11 protein-coding genes are annotated in these 17,940 nt (G+C 35.9%); 2 read left to right on the top strand and 9 right to left on the bottom strand.

Annotated features, from left to right (window positions below; translation table 11 throughout):
- Positions 1 to 17 precede the first annotated feature (17 nt).
- The 8 genes from J2S74_RS16100 to J2S74_RS16065 all read right to left on the bottom strand — a co-directional run bounded on the left by J2S74_RS16100 (position 18) and on the right by J2S74_RS16065 (position 13,048).
- A complete protein-coding gene (locus J2S74_RS16100; RefSeq protein ID WP_307327165.1) occupies positions 18 to 944 on the bottom strand; it encodes a carbohydrate ABC transporter permease in 927 nt (308 codons plus the stop codon).
- Positions 945 to 956: 12 nt separating this feature from the next.
- Positions 957 to 1,892, bottom strand: a complete 936-nt coding sequence (locus tag J2S74_RS16095; protein ID WP_307327285.1) for an ABC transporter permease — start codon at positions 1,890 to 1,892, stop codon at positions 957 to 959.
- A 150-nt stretch (positions 1,893 to 2,042) separates the two neighbouring features.
- Entirely contained in the window at positions 2,043 to 3,719 is a 1,677-nt protein-coding gene (locus tag J2S74_RS16090) for an extracellular solute-binding protein (RefSeq protein ID WP_307327163.1), read from the bottom strand.
- Between the two features lie 251 nt (positions 3,720 to 3,970).
- Complete coding sequence (locus J2S74_RS16085) at positions 3,971 to 5,611, bottom strand: cache domain-containing sensor histidine kinase (protein ID WP_307327161.1); 1,641 nt, start codon at positions 5,609 to 5,611, stop codon at positions 3,971 to 3,973.
- 136 nt (positions 5,612 to 5,747) lie between these two features.
- Positions 5,748 to 7,322, bottom strand: coding sequence for a response regulator (locus J2S74_RS16080; RefSeq protein ID WP_307327159.1), 1,575 nt, complete (start codon positions 7,320 to 7,322; stop codon positions 5,748 to 5,750).
- Between the two features lie 515 nt (positions 7,323 to 7,837).
- Positions 7,838 to 11,374, bottom strand: a complete 3,537-nt coding sequence (locus J2S74_RS16075) for an endo-1,4-beta-xylanase (RefSeq protein WP_307327157.1) — start codon at positions 11,372 to 11,374, stop codon at positions 7,838 to 7,840.
- A 275-nt stretch (positions 11,375 to 11,649) separates the two neighbouring features.
- Complete coding sequence (locus tag J2S74_RS16070) at positions 11,650 to 12,291, bottom strand: YesL family protein (protein ID WP_307327155.1); 642 nt, start codon at positions 12,289 to 12,291, stop codon at positions 11,650 to 11,652.
- Positions 12,292 to 12,496: 205 nt separating this feature from the next.
- The gene (locus J2S74_RS16065) at positions 12,497 to 13,048 is read right to left on the bottom strand and encodes a hypothetical protein (RefSeq protein ID WP_307327154.1); all 552 of its coding nucleotides are present in this window, start codon (positions 13,046 to 13,048) and stop codon (positions 12,497 to 12,499) included.
- Between the two features lie 539 nt (positions 13,049 to 13,587).
- Between J2S74_RS16065 and J2S74_RS16060 the strand changes: the two genes are divergently transcribed.
- Positions 13,588 to 14,736, top strand: coding sequence for a family 8 glycosyl hydrolase (locus tag J2S74_RS16060; RefSeq protein WP_307327152.1), 1,149 nt, complete (start codon positions 13,588 to 13,590; stop codon positions 14,734 to 14,736).
- Between the two features lie 80 nt (positions 14,737 to 14,816).
- Here J2S74_RS16060 and J2S74_RS16055 read toward each other — a convergent pair whose 3' ends face one another.
- Entirely contained in the window at positions 14,817 to 15,236 is a 420-nt protein-coding gene (locus tag J2S74_RS16055; RefSeq protein WP_307327151.1) for a SecDF P1 head subdomain-containing protein, read from the bottom strand.
- Positions 15,237 to 16,105: 869 nt separating this feature from the next.
- On the opposite strand from J2S74_RS16055, the gene J2S74_RS16050 reads away from it, so the two are divergent.
- Complete coding sequence (locus J2S74_RS16050) at positions 16,106 to 17,566, top strand: IS1182 family transposase (protein WP_307327149.1); 1,461 nt, start codon at positions 16,106 to 16,108, stop codon at positions 17,564 to 17,566.
- Positions 17,567 to 17,940 lie beyond the last annotated feature (374 nt).

Here is a 17,940-nt window from a genome sequence, read left to right as displayed (position 1 = left end):
TAGTAATTACTAACCTATTAACCTTTTACTCCACCTAAAGTTAAACCTTTAACGAAGTATTTCTGTAAGAATGGGTATACACAGATAATCGGTACAGATACAATAATTGTCATAGCTGCACGGATCGATTGCGGTGTTACCGTTTCTGTAACTCCACCTTGTGCTTGCGTAAAGGCACTCGCTGCATTTCCAGATGTCATGGAGGCATTTGAGTTTTGTAAGATCTTCATTAACTCATATTGCAACGTACTCAGTTCAGGTTTGTGCGAGTTATAAATAAATACGTCAAACCATTGATTCCATTGACCTACCGCAACGAAAAGGGAAACAGTCGCGATAACAGGGATACAAAGTGGCAATGCAATTTTAAAGAATTGTGTAAATTCACCAGCACCATCAATTTTCGCAGATTCAAAGATTGTATCTGGTAATCCTTCAATAAAGGAACGAATAACGATTAAGTTAAATACTCCGATTAATCCAGGAATGATGTAAATCCAGAATGTTCCAATTAAAGATAACTCTCTCATTAATAGGTATGTTGGGATTAACCCACCATTTAAATACATTGTTAAAACGAACGCAATAGTTACAAATTTCTTTAATACAAATTCTTTTCTACTGATTGTATAGGCAACCATCGCTGTACAGAATACAGATACAGCAGTACCAATTACCGTTCTTAAGACAGATATCATACCGGCATGCATTAATTGTGATTCACCGAATACGTGCTCGAAGTTGTACCAAGTAAATGATCTTGGCCAAAGATAAATTCCACCTCGGATTGTATCCGTTGCTTCGTTCAACGCTACTGCCAACGTGTTAACCATTGGATATAGCATAACGATACATAGGAAGATCATAAATACGACGTTCACTGAATCGAAAACTAAATCATCTATCCCTCGGCGTTTACCTGCTAATTTTTGTAAAAACTTCATGATGTCCCTCCTCTAGAATAGTCTCGCTTCACCAAGTCTCTTTGCAAGTGAGTTTGCAGAGAATAGGAAAATGAAGCTAACTACCGTTTTAAATATTCCAGCCGCTGTAGCTAAGGAGAAATTCCCCATGTTAATACCATAACGTAATACGAATATGTCCAAGTTTTCCGCATAATCCATATTCATTGGATTCATTAATAAATATTGTGCTTCGAAACCTGATTCTAAAATGTAACCTAGGTTCATGATTAATAGGATAACAATAACTGGACGCATACCTGGTAACGTAATGTACCAAATTCGCTGTAAACGGGAAGCTCCATCAATTTCTGCCGCTTCATATTGTTCCGTATCAATCATCGTGATCGCCGCTAAATAAATAATTGTATTCCAACCAACGTTTTTCCAAACATCAGCCGCACCAATGATTCCCCAGAAGTACTCTGGTACACCTAACCACATAATATTGTTTTCAATTAATCCAAGGTTATTTAGGATAATATTGATAATACCGCTTTCTACAGATAAAGCAGCAGAAACAAGACCTGCAGCTACTACCCAAGATAGGAAGTGTGGCATATAACTAATCGTTTGTACAATACGTTTAAATGTTAAATTACGTAATTCGTTTAGTAATATTGCTAAACCAATCGCCGTTACAAATCCAAGAACTAAGTTAATAAAACTCATTGCTAATGTGTTTCGTAATACCTCAAAAAATCTTGGGTCCGTAAATAGGAACACAAAATGTTTCATTCCAGCCCAATCCTGCTCCAATAATGGACGAGCAGGTCTAAAGTCTTGGAAAGCCATTGTCCATCCGTATAATGGAACGTACCTGAAAATAAATAACCAGATAACAAATGGTAAACTCATTAAAAGTAAAGCTTTTTGTTCTTTACATTTTTTAAAAAACAACTTTATCCCAGTAGGTCTTTCAGCCGGCATTTTAGGGCTAGTCCCAACTGGTGTTGGTGTTTGCTGTAATGACACGCTACTCCCTCCCTGTTGTACACCTAAGATGATAAAAAAGGGAAGCTATGACACCCCTTTTATTTGGTTTGTCACAGCCCCTATGTTACTTGTTTCGAAAATCGATTACCATTCGCCGTTTACACGTGCTTGAACTTTTTCAGTAAAGAAATTTTCATATCCTTCAACATCAAGAGCTCTGTACGCTTCTACGAAGTCATTCCACTCATTTTCGAAATCAGTTGGATCAGCTAATACGATACGAGCATAGTGTCTTCTTAGAAGTTCACTTGAACGCTCCTGGAAGATGTGCTCTGGTGAACCTTGTTCAATAGTTATACTCCATGCTGGATACCATGGACGCTCATCAGGTTGAGCAAACATTTCAGCAAATGTGTTAACACCGTATGCCTCTAATACTTCTTTTTCATAATCACGGTATGCTAGTAAAGCAACCTCTGGTTGTCTTCGTGCTTCAATAGCATTTCCGTCAGAGAATGAACCGTTAAGACGAGGCCAGTTCCACTCAAATACAGTCATACCGAATTCTTGTCTGAAATCTTGATTTTCCAATAGAGCCATTTGCTCTTCTGTTTGATAGAAACGTCCTTCTTCATTTACAGAATAGTGCTCATCTTCAAAGCCCCACATAACATAACGTTGCATTTCTTCAGTGATTAATTCATTCCAGAATTGAACGATACGCTCTGGGTTTTCAGCTGCTGTTGTAATTGCAATACCACGGTTACCAACAAATGCAGGAGGATCAAGATATTGATCTTTTTCTACACCATCAAATACAACTGGTAAAGCAATGTATTCACGGTCAGGGTTCCCTGCATCTCTAATAGCATTACGTGCATTTCCAAACTGCCATCCATAATCGAAGAATCCTAGAACTCGTCCAGAAGATAACTTTGCTAAATACTCGTCATAGTTCATAACAAACATTTCTTGGTCAAGGTGACCATTTGCGTTAAGTTCATTTAATACTCTTAACCATTCTTTTGCATATTCAGAATCTGCATAAACGGAAGCCTCATGTGTTTCCATGTCAATCATTACGCCACCATCGTTAGGATAACCTGCTAAGTGGTTAGGCACGTTACTGAATGCAAAGAATCTCCAGTCGTACGTTAAGCCTGTGAAAGGAATTGTTCTCATTCCATCAATTTCAGGATTTGCTTCTGCATAGCTAATGATAAGGTCCATATACTCATCTAGTGTATTAATTTCAGGGAAACCAGCGTCTCTTAATACTCCTAGTTGAACCCAGAATGCCCCTTGGTCGATGTTCGGGTTAGGTACGAATTCGTTTACTGTTGGACCAAATGGAATGTGATAAATCTTTCCATCATCATGTCTAAACATATGAAGGTAATCTGCATATGCCTCTAAAATGTTTTGACCATACTCTTCAAGAAGATCATCTAATGGAATAAGGGCTTCCGCATCCATTAACGTTGGAAGTTCAGCATCTGGTACGATAACATCTGGGTAAATTCCACCCGCTACCATTGTACCGATACGTTGGTTAATGTCCCCTACTATGTGCTCTAATCGGAAGTTAACGCCCGTTCTTTCATATAGCATTTCTCCAATTACAGTATCTTTTGTTTCAATATCTCTTCCTGGTGCTGCTGCGTTAAAGAAATGAAATGTAACCGATTCTAACTCTGTGTCAGCTGCATCCGATGAATCATCGCCATCGTTTGTATTAGTAGTTGATTCACTATCGTTAGAACAAGCTGCAAAAACTAATAGTAACGATAAAGCCATTAAAAATAATAGTTTCTTAAACATTTGACGTCCCCTCTCGTTTTGTTTATTTATTTCGCCTTCTATTTATGAAAGCACTTTCATTATATCTCTATCAATAGTTTTAGATGACCCACTAAACTATAGTTTTCACTGTGAAAAATATAGTTGTATTTAATTTTTAAAATAAACAGAAAAAAATTATTATGAAATAACAGAAATTTAAGATACATTAATAAAATATATCAAGGGTGTGACTAAAGGTTTAACACTCCCTTTATACACACCCTTTTTTGTTAGCATTTACCTTGTTTAGCAACTGGCAGCTTTATTTGTACTGTAGTACCCTTTCCAGGATAACTATTAATAGTAAAGTCATAATCATTTTTGTAATAGAGTTTTAGACGATAATAAACATTTTTAATACCGACACTTTCCCCCATACTTTCTTCATTCTTTAAACTTTCTATTAAGTTCGTCAATTTCTCTTCTGACATCCCCGCTCCATTATCCTCTATAGTAAAAACTACTTCCCCTCTTTTCACATGTATAGCTATATGAAGTTTCCCTTTTTCTTTTAATGATTCGATACCGTGTATACTCGCATTTTCAACAAATGGTAAAAATACCATATTAGGTATAATACAATCGTACGCTTCTTCATCAATGTCTAGGGTGTATTCTAATTTGTCACCGAAACGATATTTTTGTATTTCTAGAAAACAAGTAATTAATTTCAATTCTTCTCGAACGGTTACCCAATCCTTCCCCCAAGTAAGGGAATTCCTAAAAATTTTAGCCATATTTTGGATAATTTTTGCTGTTTCTTTTTCCCCTTTTATTACACTGCGCATGCGTATTGTTTCAAGGGCATTAAATAAAAAATGTGGATTGATCTGACTTTGCAATGCACTCAGCTGTGCCTGTTTTTCCTTTAATTCTAAGTCTTTCTTTTGAATATTTGCCACATATACTTCGTTAATTAATTTATTTATTGTATGGGACATTTTATTAAATTCATCTGTCAACTCACCAATTTCATCCTTATCTCCCGCAAATTGTATCGTGTCAAACTTTTGCTTCTTCATACGCTTCATATGCTTTAACACTCTTAATATGCGAGTATGAATAGACCTTGAAATAAAAATAATAATTAACGTAGGCAGTATAAAGTTTATACATACTAACATAATAATAAATCTTCTAGAATTATAAAGTTCCTTTAAAATTTCTTTTTCTGATATAGTCCCTACGACCTTCCATCCTTCAAAATAATTATTATTTAAACGTTTTTCATCTAGAATGATCAAATCATCATCTATATTTACTGATTCAAAGTTAATATAATCCTTCATCCAATACAAACTATTATCGGTAGTATATTCAATGTAACCTTCACCGTTTAACAAATAAACTTCTCCTTGAAAAGACATGTTATGGAATAACTGTCTTATTGATAGGGGGTTAATATCTATTCGTACAATTTTTTCGTAACGATTTTTATCTTTAAAGAAATCCAATTTCCTTATAACACTAAATAAATCGCTGTTAATAAAAGGATTCGTCCTTATAACTATAGGGTTGGTGGACCCATTTAATTTTTTGTACCACTCCTCTTCCTTAACAACGTTGTTTAATGGACGGATTCCACCAGCATAGAGTACTCCTGGGTTATCTGTGTAAAAATAAATGGATTGAATGGAGTAATATAAAGGACTGTATCTATGAAATTCTCTAAAATTATAATCATATGCTTCGACATATTGTAATGTTGACTCGTATTCCTCTTCGAAAAAGTCATACAATCTACTATCTGTATAAATCCCTGTAGACATGGCTACCGCTTGGTCTACTACATGGATAAACTCGTTCGTTATTTGATCTAGTACTAGCTCAATATCATGCATCTTTTGATTTTTAATATTATTTGTCGTCACATTATAAAAGATAATATTCGTTAAAACGATAGGGAGAAATACACAAAAGATATATAATATCAGTAATTTATTTCTTAATTTGAGATTATTAAAGCTATATTTTGAAATTAGCATTGATCTTTTATTCCTAATCTAATTATTTTTTTAGCAATTGATTTCTGTATTCTGTAGGGGTCATTTTATTTATTTTTTCAAACTGTGTGACAAAATAGTCTGTACTACCGAACCCTACTTTTTCTGCCACTTCATAGACACGTAAATCTGTTTGCCTCAGCAGTTTTTTTGCCTCATCTATCCTAAGCGATAATAAGTACTCTTTAAAATAAATTCCGAAAGTCTTTTTAAAAAGCTGCCCCATATAAACTGGGTTCATGAAAAATTTACTAGCGATACTTTTTAAGCTTATATTTTGATGATAGTTATTCTCAACATATGACTTAACTTTATAAATATCCCCTTTCATATTTACCTTGCGCAACTCTTGTATAATAACAGCACCTTCAATGACAAATGTGGTAAATACTTTTTTCAATTCCTTTAAAGTGAGATTATATTTTTCCCATTGTGTCATCGCACCAATAGATATAATTTTCTTTTCATCTCCATCCATACTATTAACCGTTTGAATGACCCCGTGAACACAGCGATTTATCGATGTTCGAATTGCCCCAGGTGCAAAATTTCTTGTTTTAAATTCTGTAAAAATTTGCTCCACAACTTTTTCAATTTCTTTGGTATTGTTTTCCTCGATTTGTTCCATTAAAGACAAATATAATTTTTCGTTAATTTCACTATATGCTACAGGAATCTTTTCTACTTGATCATAGATAATTACATTTGTTTTATCGTTAATATATTTATAATTCCTTATGCTGTTTGCTGTATCGTATGATTTTTTTAAAGATAATAAGTCAGTGACTTTAGCCCCTGCATAAACAGTTATTGGCTTGTCTATTTTCTTTTTCACTCCATTTTTAAGTCTATCTGCAAAAGCTTCTATGTTTCCATTAAAGTTTTGTAAGTGCTCCGATGTTATTAAAATACCTACAGCATTGTCTTGTTGTTCATACAAGGCTATCCGCTTTGTACTTTTACCCATATTAACAACAGTTTCTTTTATAGTCGGTTTGATACTTTTAATATTTTCATCACTGTTTATCGGTTCATTAGGCAATAGGTTATTAATTTCTATTAATAAATAATAAAAGTACTCACTTTCATCTAAGTTCAGAGATGTTGCCCACTCTCTTATCTCATTGTCATTCCCATCCAGTGACTGAGCAAAAATTTGATCAAGCAATAATTTTCCTTTTTTAGAACGTTCCACTTTTTCTGTTTGAAGCTTTTCAGCAAGTTTTAATAAAGTAGATTCTAGTTCATCCTGATCAATTGGTTTTAATACAAAATCAAATACACCATACCTTACTGCTTTTTGAGCATACGAAAAATCATTGTAGCCACTTATAATGATGAACTTTATATTAGAATTGAATTTTTCTTTTACATTTTGTATTAAGCTTAACCCATCTACTACAGGCATCCGTATATCTGTAATAACTACATCTGGATTAGTATCTTTTATAATTTGAAAAGCATCTTCTCCATTATCTGCTTCAGCAACAATTTCGTAGCCGCACTTCTCCCACTCAATTAAGCTGGCTAAACCTTGACGTACATATATTTCATCATCTACTAAAACAACTTTATACATCATATCACTCCTTCAATTGATGTATTTTGGGGCAATTTAATTATTATGAAATATTATTTTATTATACAACAAACAGTAAACGTTTTCATATAACAAAAAGTGTCAAAAGGGGCCTCATACAAATGAGGCTCCCTTTTGTGTCTTTTATTTAATTTGGCTCTTTTCTACAAGATTACTCGTCGCATGAAGAGAATTTGTTGCTTTCTAAGAATATAATTGGCTTGGATACGCTACAGGCGGACCAATTACGCCTAAAGGCAGCCCACGTCCTGTGGGCAACGGCGTAATGTCACCGTCCTGGTTCTCCGCGGGCAACACTTCAGCCTCCCTCGGGAAACCCGCCCTCCGGGGTCTTCAGCCTTTAGTCCTGTCTCTTCCTCTACTAGCATTGCTTCGTAGCGTTTCCGTCGAGACAACTCGAAGCTTACTCGTGAAGTAAACGCTCGTCGCTGGAGTCGCCGCCTTCCACTTTTCCAAGCTTTCTAAAAAAGCAATAAAGTATGCTAAAATAGCCTTTAATTTAATAATCTTTTTCTTTTCATTACAATAAAAGCTATAGCCCCTAACAATACCAATAATGTACCTATCAGCATTAGTGTATAATTATTAGTCGCTGTATTTGGAAGTTTATCACCGGCATTACCTTTATCTCCTGCTTTTTCTGCAGCAGTTTCTTTCCCTTTATCTGAAGCTTTTTCACCGGCTTTTTGTTGACCTTTATTGTTTTCACCTTTTCCTGGAGTTTCTTCATCTCTAGGTGTTTCTCCATCTCCAGGTGTTTCCCCGTCTCCAGGTGTTTCCCCGTCTCCAGGTGTTTCATCTCCTGGTTCCGTAGGTTCCTGTGGCTCAGGTTGATCATCTAGAGATTTAACAAGCGTTAGTACGCCGAATACAGATGGATCTTGCCAACCAACACCTGATGTATCATTCCAAGCTGCAACACTTTGACGAGATCCATTTCTAGCATCATTGATTTGCAGGTCAAACCCGATCACAGTGTTGTCTTCTGGAGTTATCTCCGTAAATGGAATCTTTATTTCAACTCTGTACCCATTACCTGCTGGGTCTATATGAGTAGCAGATTCAAAACCTTCTGCAATGCTTCCTGGATTGAAGCTACTCTCGTTAGCAAAGTTAACTCGATATTGGCCATGTCCAACTCCATAGGTTGTTTCTTTAGAATTAAGCTGGTCTAAAAATACTTCTACGGAATCTTGTTCATGAGCTTCATTAGCTGATTTATCAAGATCAGAGTCGCTAACTTCAATCAAGACATACAAGTTTTCATAATCCCATAGAACTCTTCCTTCGCCCGTTGCACCTTCCCAAGCCGACTGATAACGAGTAATAGGTAGTTTCGGAGCGTCTTTCCAAACTTCGTCGATGGTACCATCAATAACTGGAGTTCCAAAGACAGCTGTTCCTTGTCTAGTTGTATCATCTTCGTCTACATATTGGAAGTTCTCAATGTATCCCTCTGGATCGATGATCGCGTAGTAAGCCTCTTTTGCTTGCAAATTCCTATCAAATACTAACGGGTTTCGATCAGATCTCCAGCTCGTTCCATCATCTAAACCCCAGAATGTTACACGGGAGATGCGGTCGTGGTGTTCTTTGTATAACTTAAACAACTGAGCGAATAAGTAAGCTTGCTCCTTCGCTTCTCTTTCTGTAAGAACACCGCCTGATCCTGCAGTAATATCAAGCTCGGTTATACCAATTTCTACCCCATCTAGTGTAAGAAATCTCTCTAATGATTGTCTTACTCTCTCCGCGGTGTTATTCTCGTGTAAATGATAGTGACCTTGCATTCCTATACCATCAATAAGAATTTCCCCATTTTCAGCATAATAAGTTTCGTTTAGCTCTTTAATCATATAATACATAACTGTTGCTTTATCTTGGAAATGATCGTTGTAATCATTATAGTAAAGCACTATATCCAGATCATGTTCGTTAATAACTTCCCTTGCTTTTCGGAAAGCTAATTCTACAAAATCATCGCCAATTGCACGTAACCAGCCAGATTGTCGTAAATGGTTTCTCCAATTTGATAGATCGTCCCTATGGTTGTTATTGACCGTGATCGCTTCGTTGACAACATCCCAAGAAATTACGTTGTCTCCATAATTAAGAATATTAGCTTCTATATGTCGATACATATTTTCAATTGCTTCTTCACGGCTAAGAGGAGTTCCATCTTCGTTTTGCCACAACCAAGACGGTGATTGCTGATGCCAGACCAGTACGTGGCCATGAACATCAAATCCTGCTTCTAATGCTCTATTTACAAGATCATTTTGAGCAGTAAAATCAAATTCTGTACCATTATAAACAGAGCCAGGTTTCATTGCATTCTCTGCTGTAACAAGATTATGATGCATCTCGAGAAGGTCAAATCTGAGACCTTCAAATTCTGAAAATGAAACTGCATTTCCAATCATGAAGTAATCCTCATACACCTCTTTAATTGGAGTTAAATCTCTCTGTATATCAACTGTCCCTGTACCAGTTGGTGCGAAAGTTATATCGTCAATATAGAAAGATGCAGTAGCATTATTTGAGCTTTCAACATAAATGGTTACATGTTCACCACCTACACTGTTATAACGGAAAGTTCCTTCAAGCTGAACCCATCCGTCACCAGCGCTGACAGTTCTCCCCTGAATGTTATTGTAACTCGCGTTATTACCACTTCCAACTTGAGTGGATAACTGAAGCTGTGAACTTGATGGTGAAATCAACTTCACCCAAACAGAAATATGATATTCATGACCTAAGTCAATATACTCCTCCACCCGAAGTGATGGACCATTCCAGTTTTGGGTACGCCCTTCGACTTTTAATGCTTTAGAGCCTCCCTCAGTACGGTTAGCTTCATCTGTAACAGTAAGTACCTCCGTAGTGCCTCGAGGTTCGAAGCCTCCTGTTGTACCATCTTCAAAGTCAATTTTTGTGAATTCTTTTGCAGGTGGTCTTGGTTCTGCTGGCTCTTCCTCGTCACCGCCCCCTGAAGTAGTACCGCCGGTGATACGGATATCTCCAATGTAAAATGGAACCGTCGCTCCTTCTGAGCTTGACTGAATACGGAATGCTGAATCTGTACTTGCATTAACAGTATATTCACCTGTTAAAGTAAAAGCTTGGCCTGCTACAAAATCTACGTTAGCCAATAAAGGATAACTTCCTGATGGAATTTGAAGATATGCTTCTGCGCCTTCAGGTACAGTCACATTTTCATCAACATATCCAATGACTGTAATTGTATACGTTTTGCCGTCTTCCATGCCGACGCTGTTAAAGCTCACATCAACGCCGTCCCAGTTGTTTGCTCGATTGCTTACATAGACCGCGTGCCCGTTATCATTGCCTTCAAACTGCTTATCAGAAACTTCTTGTAATTGTGCACCACCTGCTTGTGTAGCAACACCTAAACCGTTTTCAAAATTTTCGTGGTATACTTCTTGCTCTTCTTGATCTGTTTCTGGTTCAGTCGTTACTTCCTCTTTAATCAGGATATCTCCTACGTAGAAAGGAACCGATGCCCCCGCCGGGCTTGACTGAATACGGAATGCTGAATCCGTGCTTTCATTAACGGTATACTGCCCCGTTAAAGTAAAAGCTTGTCCTGCTACAAAATCTTCGTTCGCCAATAAAGGATAATTTCCTGATGGAATTTGAAGATAGGCTTCTGCACCTTCAGGAACTGTTACATCTTCATCAACATATCCAGTGACTGTAATTGTATATGTTTTGCCGTCTTCCATGCCAACGCTGCTAAAGCTGACATCAACGCCGTCCCAGTTGTTTGATCGATTACTTACATAGACAGCGTATCCGTTATCATTGCCTTCAAATTGTTTATCAGAAACTTCTTGTAATTGTGCGCCACCTGCTTGTGTAGCAACACCTAAACCGTTTTCAAAATTTTCGTGATAGACCGTGTTTGTTTGGTCTCCTGTTTCTGCAGCCACAGTAACCAAACCTGGTGGGAAAACTAATAAAACTACTAAAAACTGGATCAAATAAAATTTTAAACGCTTTTTTCCCATTAAATTACCTCCTTTAATTTATGTAGTTCTGAATATTACAATTTCAACTATATAAAGCGCTTCCAATTTCCATAACCCTAAATTCTATATATTTCGTCTAAAAAAATAAAGAAATTATGTTTTTACGTTCTTTTTTTCAAAAAATAACCAACAATAAATTACATTATTAGATTAAATTTGAATATTTTTCTTTTTTTATTTACATATATCTTTACTTTTTTCCAAAAGAAAAAGTGCCCTTCACGGACACTTTCAACATATTAATCTTCTTCCTACTATTCCGTTTTCGCAGCAAGCTTCTTTTTTTTCCTATCAATCCGTTCAATGGACATATATGCCGCCCACATGATTAAAAACCCGATAATACTTGAACCGAAGAATGGGATTAAACCAGGAACAAGATAGAATAAATAAAGAGCCAAACCCAAGCTTACTAATAGACTAAAGAGAGCTAATGGATTAGCTAAAGCAATTACAAGAGCAGTTTTTATATACTGAAATAATCTCATTTCAAAATGAACATAAATAGGAAAAACGTACATCAAGGTGATAACAAATAGAAACATCCCTAAATACCATCCAATGGACAATATCCCATGCTGCATTCCTTCTATTATCCCTAAATATTGATAGTTAAAATAAAGAATATAACCAATTACTGCAAAAATGAACGCCAAAATATTAACTTTAATAAAATCCTTTTTTAAAGAATCAACAAATGTACGATAGATCGGAATGTCCGTTTCACCCATTAACCATTTTCTAAATATGGATAACATGGCAACCGTTGCTGGTACGATTCCGAAAATAACCAAACCAAGGAAGGTAACTCCTAACCAAAGCAGATTAACATAGCACATTCGCCAAATCCACTCACATATACGATAAAAAGAACTAGACATCCAACTTGGCTGCATACTATATCACCCTTTCAGACCAGACTATTTCACTTAAAGAGCGTGTTCAAAAAGCGTATTTGCAATGGCTCCGTTCGCTGCACGCTTTCTAGGAGAAACCCACTCCTAGAAAGCTTCAAAGTACATCAGCGACTCCGCTCATTGCCGCAAGTCTGTTCAAACGGGGAAAAAACACCCCTTTTTGAACAGACTCTTAAAATACATTTCACTGAAATTCACTTAAAATATACATTCCAATGTCTCTATGAGAACTTACACTCGTTATTGCACCAATCATATAAGATGGCAAAACAAGCCCTAAATCTCTCACTAATGTTGAGTCATTATCTAACGGAATTGCATAAAGGTGAGGCTCTCCTGTCTCCTCATCATTCATTATAAACTCTTCATACGGATAGGACTCTGGTAAATTTTCCAATAAAGGATCTAGTGACTGCAAACCATATGGATCTAGTAATATATGCCGTAAAGACTCATCTACTATAAAAATATCTACATCTCTATTAACGATTTCAATCGTCAGTTTATCATGGGATACAGGAAACAGCTCTACATTAATGTCTAAATCTTCATATGCCAACTTACTATCTGAAAGGATTTCTTCGATATACGGTCCAAAGCTTTCTTGAAAGTTTACAGGGACTTCAGATATAAACATTATATTTAAAGAATGATCATCTTCCACTTCTTGACTTCCACATGCATGGAGAAGAAGGAATAATAATACATATATAAGAAAAAAGCTAAATTTTTTCATTCATAACCCCTCTCTCGTTTGTACTTTATTATTTCTAATCGCAAACAAAGTTGTAAGCGTTTTTATTTTTATAACTCTCAAATAAAAAATACAAAAATAATAATACACGAAACTCTACCTTTAAAAAAGGTATTAAACTATAGTTTACACTTAAATTAATTTAGTGAAGCTTAAGAATTATAGTCACAATTTCAAATTTTATAATTATTTGGTCATTTATGTAAACTTTGTTGCTTTTTTTGAAAAGCTTGGAGAAGCGAAAGGCGGCGACTCCAGCGGGAAAAGCAACAGCTGAAGACACCGCAGGGTGTTTTTCCCGAGGTGGCTGAAGCGTTGCCCGCGGAAAGCGTCCGCCTGTAGCAGGTCCAAGCCATTTTATATTCTCTCAAAAAAAACAATCTTTTAGAAATCAGCCAATTATTTACATCCCCTTCTGCATATTTCTTTATTTTTTAAAAGATATCCTTTACTTTGAAACATTATAATACAAAAAATAGTTTGATATAATTTCCCAAATAGTATAGGGGGAAATAAGGAAAATGACAACTACTAAAGGTGCTTTTTATACTGGTGAGTATCGCAATGTTTTTAAAGAATTAGGATATAGTGATTCAGAAATTAATGCTAAGGTAATAGAAACTTGGAATGATTTGTTTGGTGATAATGAAGAAACAAAGATTTACTATGAAGTGGGAGATGACCTTGGATACCTTCTAGATACAGGAAATTTAGATGTTCGTACAGAGGGGATGTCCTATGGCATGATGATGGCTGTTCAATTCGATCGAAAAGATGTGTTCGACCGTATTTGGAATTGGACAATGAAATATATGTATATGACAGAAGGAGAAAATGCTGGATATTTTGCTTGGTCATGCAGTCCAGATGGTAAGAAAAATGCTTATGGACCTGCTCCAGACGGGGAAGAGTATTTTGCACTTGCGTTATTATTTGCCTCTCATCGTTGGGGGGATGGTGACGAACCTTTCGATTACAGTAAGCAAGCAAAAGACTTATTACACACTGTTATTCATAAAGGGGAGAACGGAGACGGATATCCAATGTGGAATCCAGACAATAAACTTATTAAATTTATCCCAAACTGCGAGTATTCTGATCCTTCTTACCATTTACCTCACTTTTATGAATTGTTTAGTTTATGGTCATATCCAGAAGATCAACAGTTCTGGAAAGAAGCTACAGCAGCCAGTAGAGAGTATTTAAAAATAGCCTGTCATCCAAAAACAGGTCTAGCACCAGAATATGCTCATTATGATGGCACTCCAAACGATGATAGAGGATTTGGACACTTCTTTAGTGACTCTTATCGCGTTGCAGCAAATATTGGACTTGATTACGAATGGTTTAGAGGAGACAAATGGGAAGTAGAAAACGCCAATAGAATTCAAGCCTTCTTTGCAGAGAAAGATCCAGAGGATTACCGCAGATACACTATAGCAGGTGAGCCTTTTGAGGAAAAATCGCTACATCCTGTAGGTTTAATTGCAACGAATGCCATGGCTTCCCTCGCAGCTGATGGACCGTACGCTAAGTCAACCGTCGAGCAATTTTGGAACACGCCAATTCGCACAGGCGTACGGCGGTACTACGATAATTGCCTCTATTTATTCGCTATGCTAGCGTTAAGTGGAAAATTTAAAATTTGGATGCCAACAAGAGAAGAGTAAAAATTCATTAAGAAAGGTGCCTCAAAAGTTTTTTTCTTTTGAGGCACCTTCCCATTTATTCTCTATTAACCTTTGATAAATTAATCCTGTTTATCATTATTAATCTTATCAACTAGCTCTTCCGCCAGTTCTACCGAAAAACCACCATTAATCAATATACTTCCATCGGTAATAACTTGGCTTACAATGGGGGATGCCAAGCGATTTTCTCCATAATAGAAGTGAATCGATTTATGGAGATTGTCTGTTGTAATTTCTTCTAGCTTTTCTGCATCTTGAAATTGAAATTCAATCGCCTGCATACGAATGCCTTGTTCGAACGTCATCACTGCAGAACCTGGAATAAAATCTACTAAAGAAGCTAAAGTATTTCCCTCATCATCTTTAAAAAAGATGCCACTAACTGTTTCTTCTATCCCATCTGTTACTGTTTCCTCTGCACAGGCTAATAAGGCAAAAGGTAATAATATACATAACATTAATATAGTGATTATCCTCAATTGAGAACTCCCCTTATATTTAATTTAAGAGATTCCTTGTATATGAAAGGAGGGAGTACCAGAAGGTATCTTCCTAACCTATTGACTCTCCTTCGAAGAATTCCTCCGCAGTCTAAAAATATTGAAAAGCCCAACATGAGTTGATTTTTCATATTGGGCAAAATAATTTGGACTAATATTATCACTTTTGGAACAAGGTTTTTTTATATAAAAAACGGTTGAATATACCAAAAGAAAAGGAAAATCAGGACTACCGCACTCACGAAGAGAGTAATATTCCCTTGTAATTTTCTTTTCGTTTTAGATAAAGTTTTATATCTTATTAATAAAACAACAAATATGGTACTTCCTAGTAAGAAGTGGATTAATGAACGTTCCTCTTCAAAAAAGAATAGGCGGAGAACAAAAATCCAAAATATTAAAAAGATGATCATGGAAACTCTATTTTGATACATGTTTATCTATTCCCTCCCATTCCTTCTACAATAATTAACTATACCTTAAATTTGATTATAAGAATACCTAAGAAATTATATAACAATACAAAATTTCTATATATCTTTTTTCGTGTCCGTATCGATTTATTAAAAATTAGGCTCTGGTAAATTTTGATGTTGATTTTCGCTTCAGATACTCCAATTACGCCTAATGGCAGCCCACGTCCTGTGGGCAACGGCGTAATGTCACCGTCCTGGTTCCCGGGCAACGCTTCAGCCTCCTCGTCCCTGCGGGGTCTTCAGCCATTGCTTTTCAAGGCCACTGAAAAAGTCCTGAAATATAAAAAAAAAGCATGACCTCTCAAAAAATTGTAGGGGTCATGTCTTTTTTATTGTAAAATTTAATTACTAATGAAAGAAGAAGGCAATAACATGTTGAAGGGTCAATCCAACTTAATTTTAAGTCCATACTATGAAATCTATGATCTTATAATACCAAAGGATAACGTATTAAGAAATATCAATGAATTGATTGATTTCTCTTTTATTTATGAAGAATTGACGACCAAATATTGTCACGATAACGGACGCGGTGCGATTGATCCTATCAGAATGTTTAAATATTTGTTTTTAAAAAAGATGTTTGACCTTTCAGATGTAGACGTTGTGGAACGTTCTAAATATGATATGTCTTTTAAATTCTTTTTAGGCATGGCTCCCGAAGAAGGTGTCATTAATCCAAGTTCACTAACGAAATTCAGAAAAATTCGCTTGCAGGATATAAACCTTTTGGATTTATTGATTAATAAAACAGTGGAAATAGCTATCGAAAAAGAAATTATTAAAAGTACAACCATTATTGTGGATTCTACTCATACCAGTGCACGATATAATCAAAAATCTCTTAGAGAACAACTACTGGATTATACGAGAAAACTGAGGAAATCCGTCTACGAAGTAGACGAAAACATGAAAGCTCAATTTCCTTCAAAAGTGAATAATGGAATATTAGAAGACGAAATCGAATATAGCCAAAAATTAATCGATGTCATCGAAAAAAACGAAGTGCTCGTTCATTACCCAAAGGTGAAAGAAAAATTAAATTTACTAAAGGAAGCCGTAAATGATGACTTAGAATACTTGGCCCTATCTCATGATACTGATGCAAAAACAGGACACAAAACAGCAGACACATCTTTTTTTGGCTACAAAACGCATCTTGCATTAAGTGAAGAAAGACTCATAACGGCAGCAACAGTGACCACAGGAGAAAAGCATGATGGAAAAGAATTGAAACAATTAGTTGAAAAAAGTAAAGCCGCAGGTATAGACGTAGTTGAGATTATTGGAGATGCCGCATATTCAGAGAAGGAAAATTTAGAATATGCAAAAAAAGAAAACCTTCAACTTATATCAAAATTAAGTAAAACCGTAACGCACGGAAACAGAATCAATAAAAATAAGTTTGAATTTAATAAAGACGCGGGAATGTACGTTTGTCAGGCTGGACATATGAGTATTAGAAAAGGTAGCAGTAGACCGAATAAACACTTAGAAGATGGGAATGGGTACGTAGAGTCCTACTACTTTGACGTTGAGAAGTGTAAACGTTGTCCATTTCGTGAGGGATGTTACAAAGAAGGAGCCAAAACCAAAACGTACTCCGTGTCGATCAAGTCCCATACACACCAAGATCATATTAACTTTCAAGAAAGTGATTACTTTAAAGAAAGAGCCAAAGAAAGGTATAAAATCGAAGCGAAAAATAGTGAATTAAAACACAGACATGGGTTTGAAACGGCGTCCTCCTCAGGTCTATTTGGCATGGAAATGCAAGCAGCCATCACCATATTTGCAGTTAATATAAAGAGAATTCTAAGATTAATGAACTAGATGTAGCAAGAATACGTCACATTTTAGTAGTGGATAAGGAAAAAAAGAACTAAAAAATGTTCATCATGGTACTTTTGAACATTTTTAGTTCTTTTTTATTTATATAAAATATAAGCGCGGCTAAAATAGTGTAGTTTTTCAGTGGCCTCAAAAAGCGATCTTTTTCAGTGGCCTCTTGCTTTTCCCGTAGGAGTCTCATATCTTACGCTTCAATCAACTATGTTTAAAAATCAAAATTATCCTTTAACAGAGCAAAAAATAAAAAAACGACACACCCCCTCGTCCTGCGAAAAAACGTATCGTTTACACAATATGTAAAGTGGAGCATGGCACGACCTCTTCGCTGCCAGTCAACCTGAGAAAATAAGTGTGCG

This window comes from Evansella vedderi (genome assembly GCF_030813435.1).
GTDB lineage: Bacteria > Bacillota > Bacilli > Bacillales > Salisediminibacteriaceae > Evansella > Evansella vedderi.
Note: the sequence above shows the minus strand (reverse complement) of the source record. Positions and strands in the feature narration are given on the sequence as shown.

Coding starts and splice junctions, on each gene's coding strand:
- J2S74_RS16100 (WP_307327165.1), bottom strand. CDS start 944: ATGAAGTTTTTACAAAAATTAGCAGGTAAACGCCGAGGGATAGATGAT.
- J2S74_RS16095 (WP_307327285.1), bottom strand. CDS start 1,892: ATGCCGGCTGAAAGACCTACTGGGATAAAGTTGTTTTTTAAAAAATGT.
- J2S74_RS16090 (WP_307327163.1), bottom strand. CDS start 3,719: ATGTTTAAGAAACTATTATTTTTAATGGCTTTATCGTTACTATTAGTT.
- J2S74_RS16080 (WP_307327159.1), bottom strand. CDS start 7,322: ATGTATAAAGTTGTTTTAGTAGATGATGAAATATATGTACGTCAAGGT.
- J2S74_RS16075 (WP_307327157.1), bottom strand. CDS start 11,374: ATGGGAAAAAAGCGTTTAAAATTTTATTTGATCCAGTTTTTAGTAGTT.
- J2S74_RS16070 (WP_307327155.1), bottom strand. CDS start 12,291: ATGCAGCCAAGTTGGATGTCTAGTTCTTTTTATCGTATATGTGAGTGG.
- J2S74_RS16065 (WP_307327154.1), bottom strand. CDS start 13,048: ATGAAAAAATTTAGCTTTTTTCTTATATATGTATTATTATTCCTTCTT.
- J2S74_RS16060 (WP_307327152.1), top strand. CDS start 13,588: ATGACAACTACTAAAGGTGCTTTTTATACTGGTGAGTATCGCAATGTT.
- J2S74_RS16050 (WP_307327149.1), top strand. CDS start 16,106: ATGTTGAAGGGTCAATCCAACTTAATTTTAAGTCCATACTATGAAATC.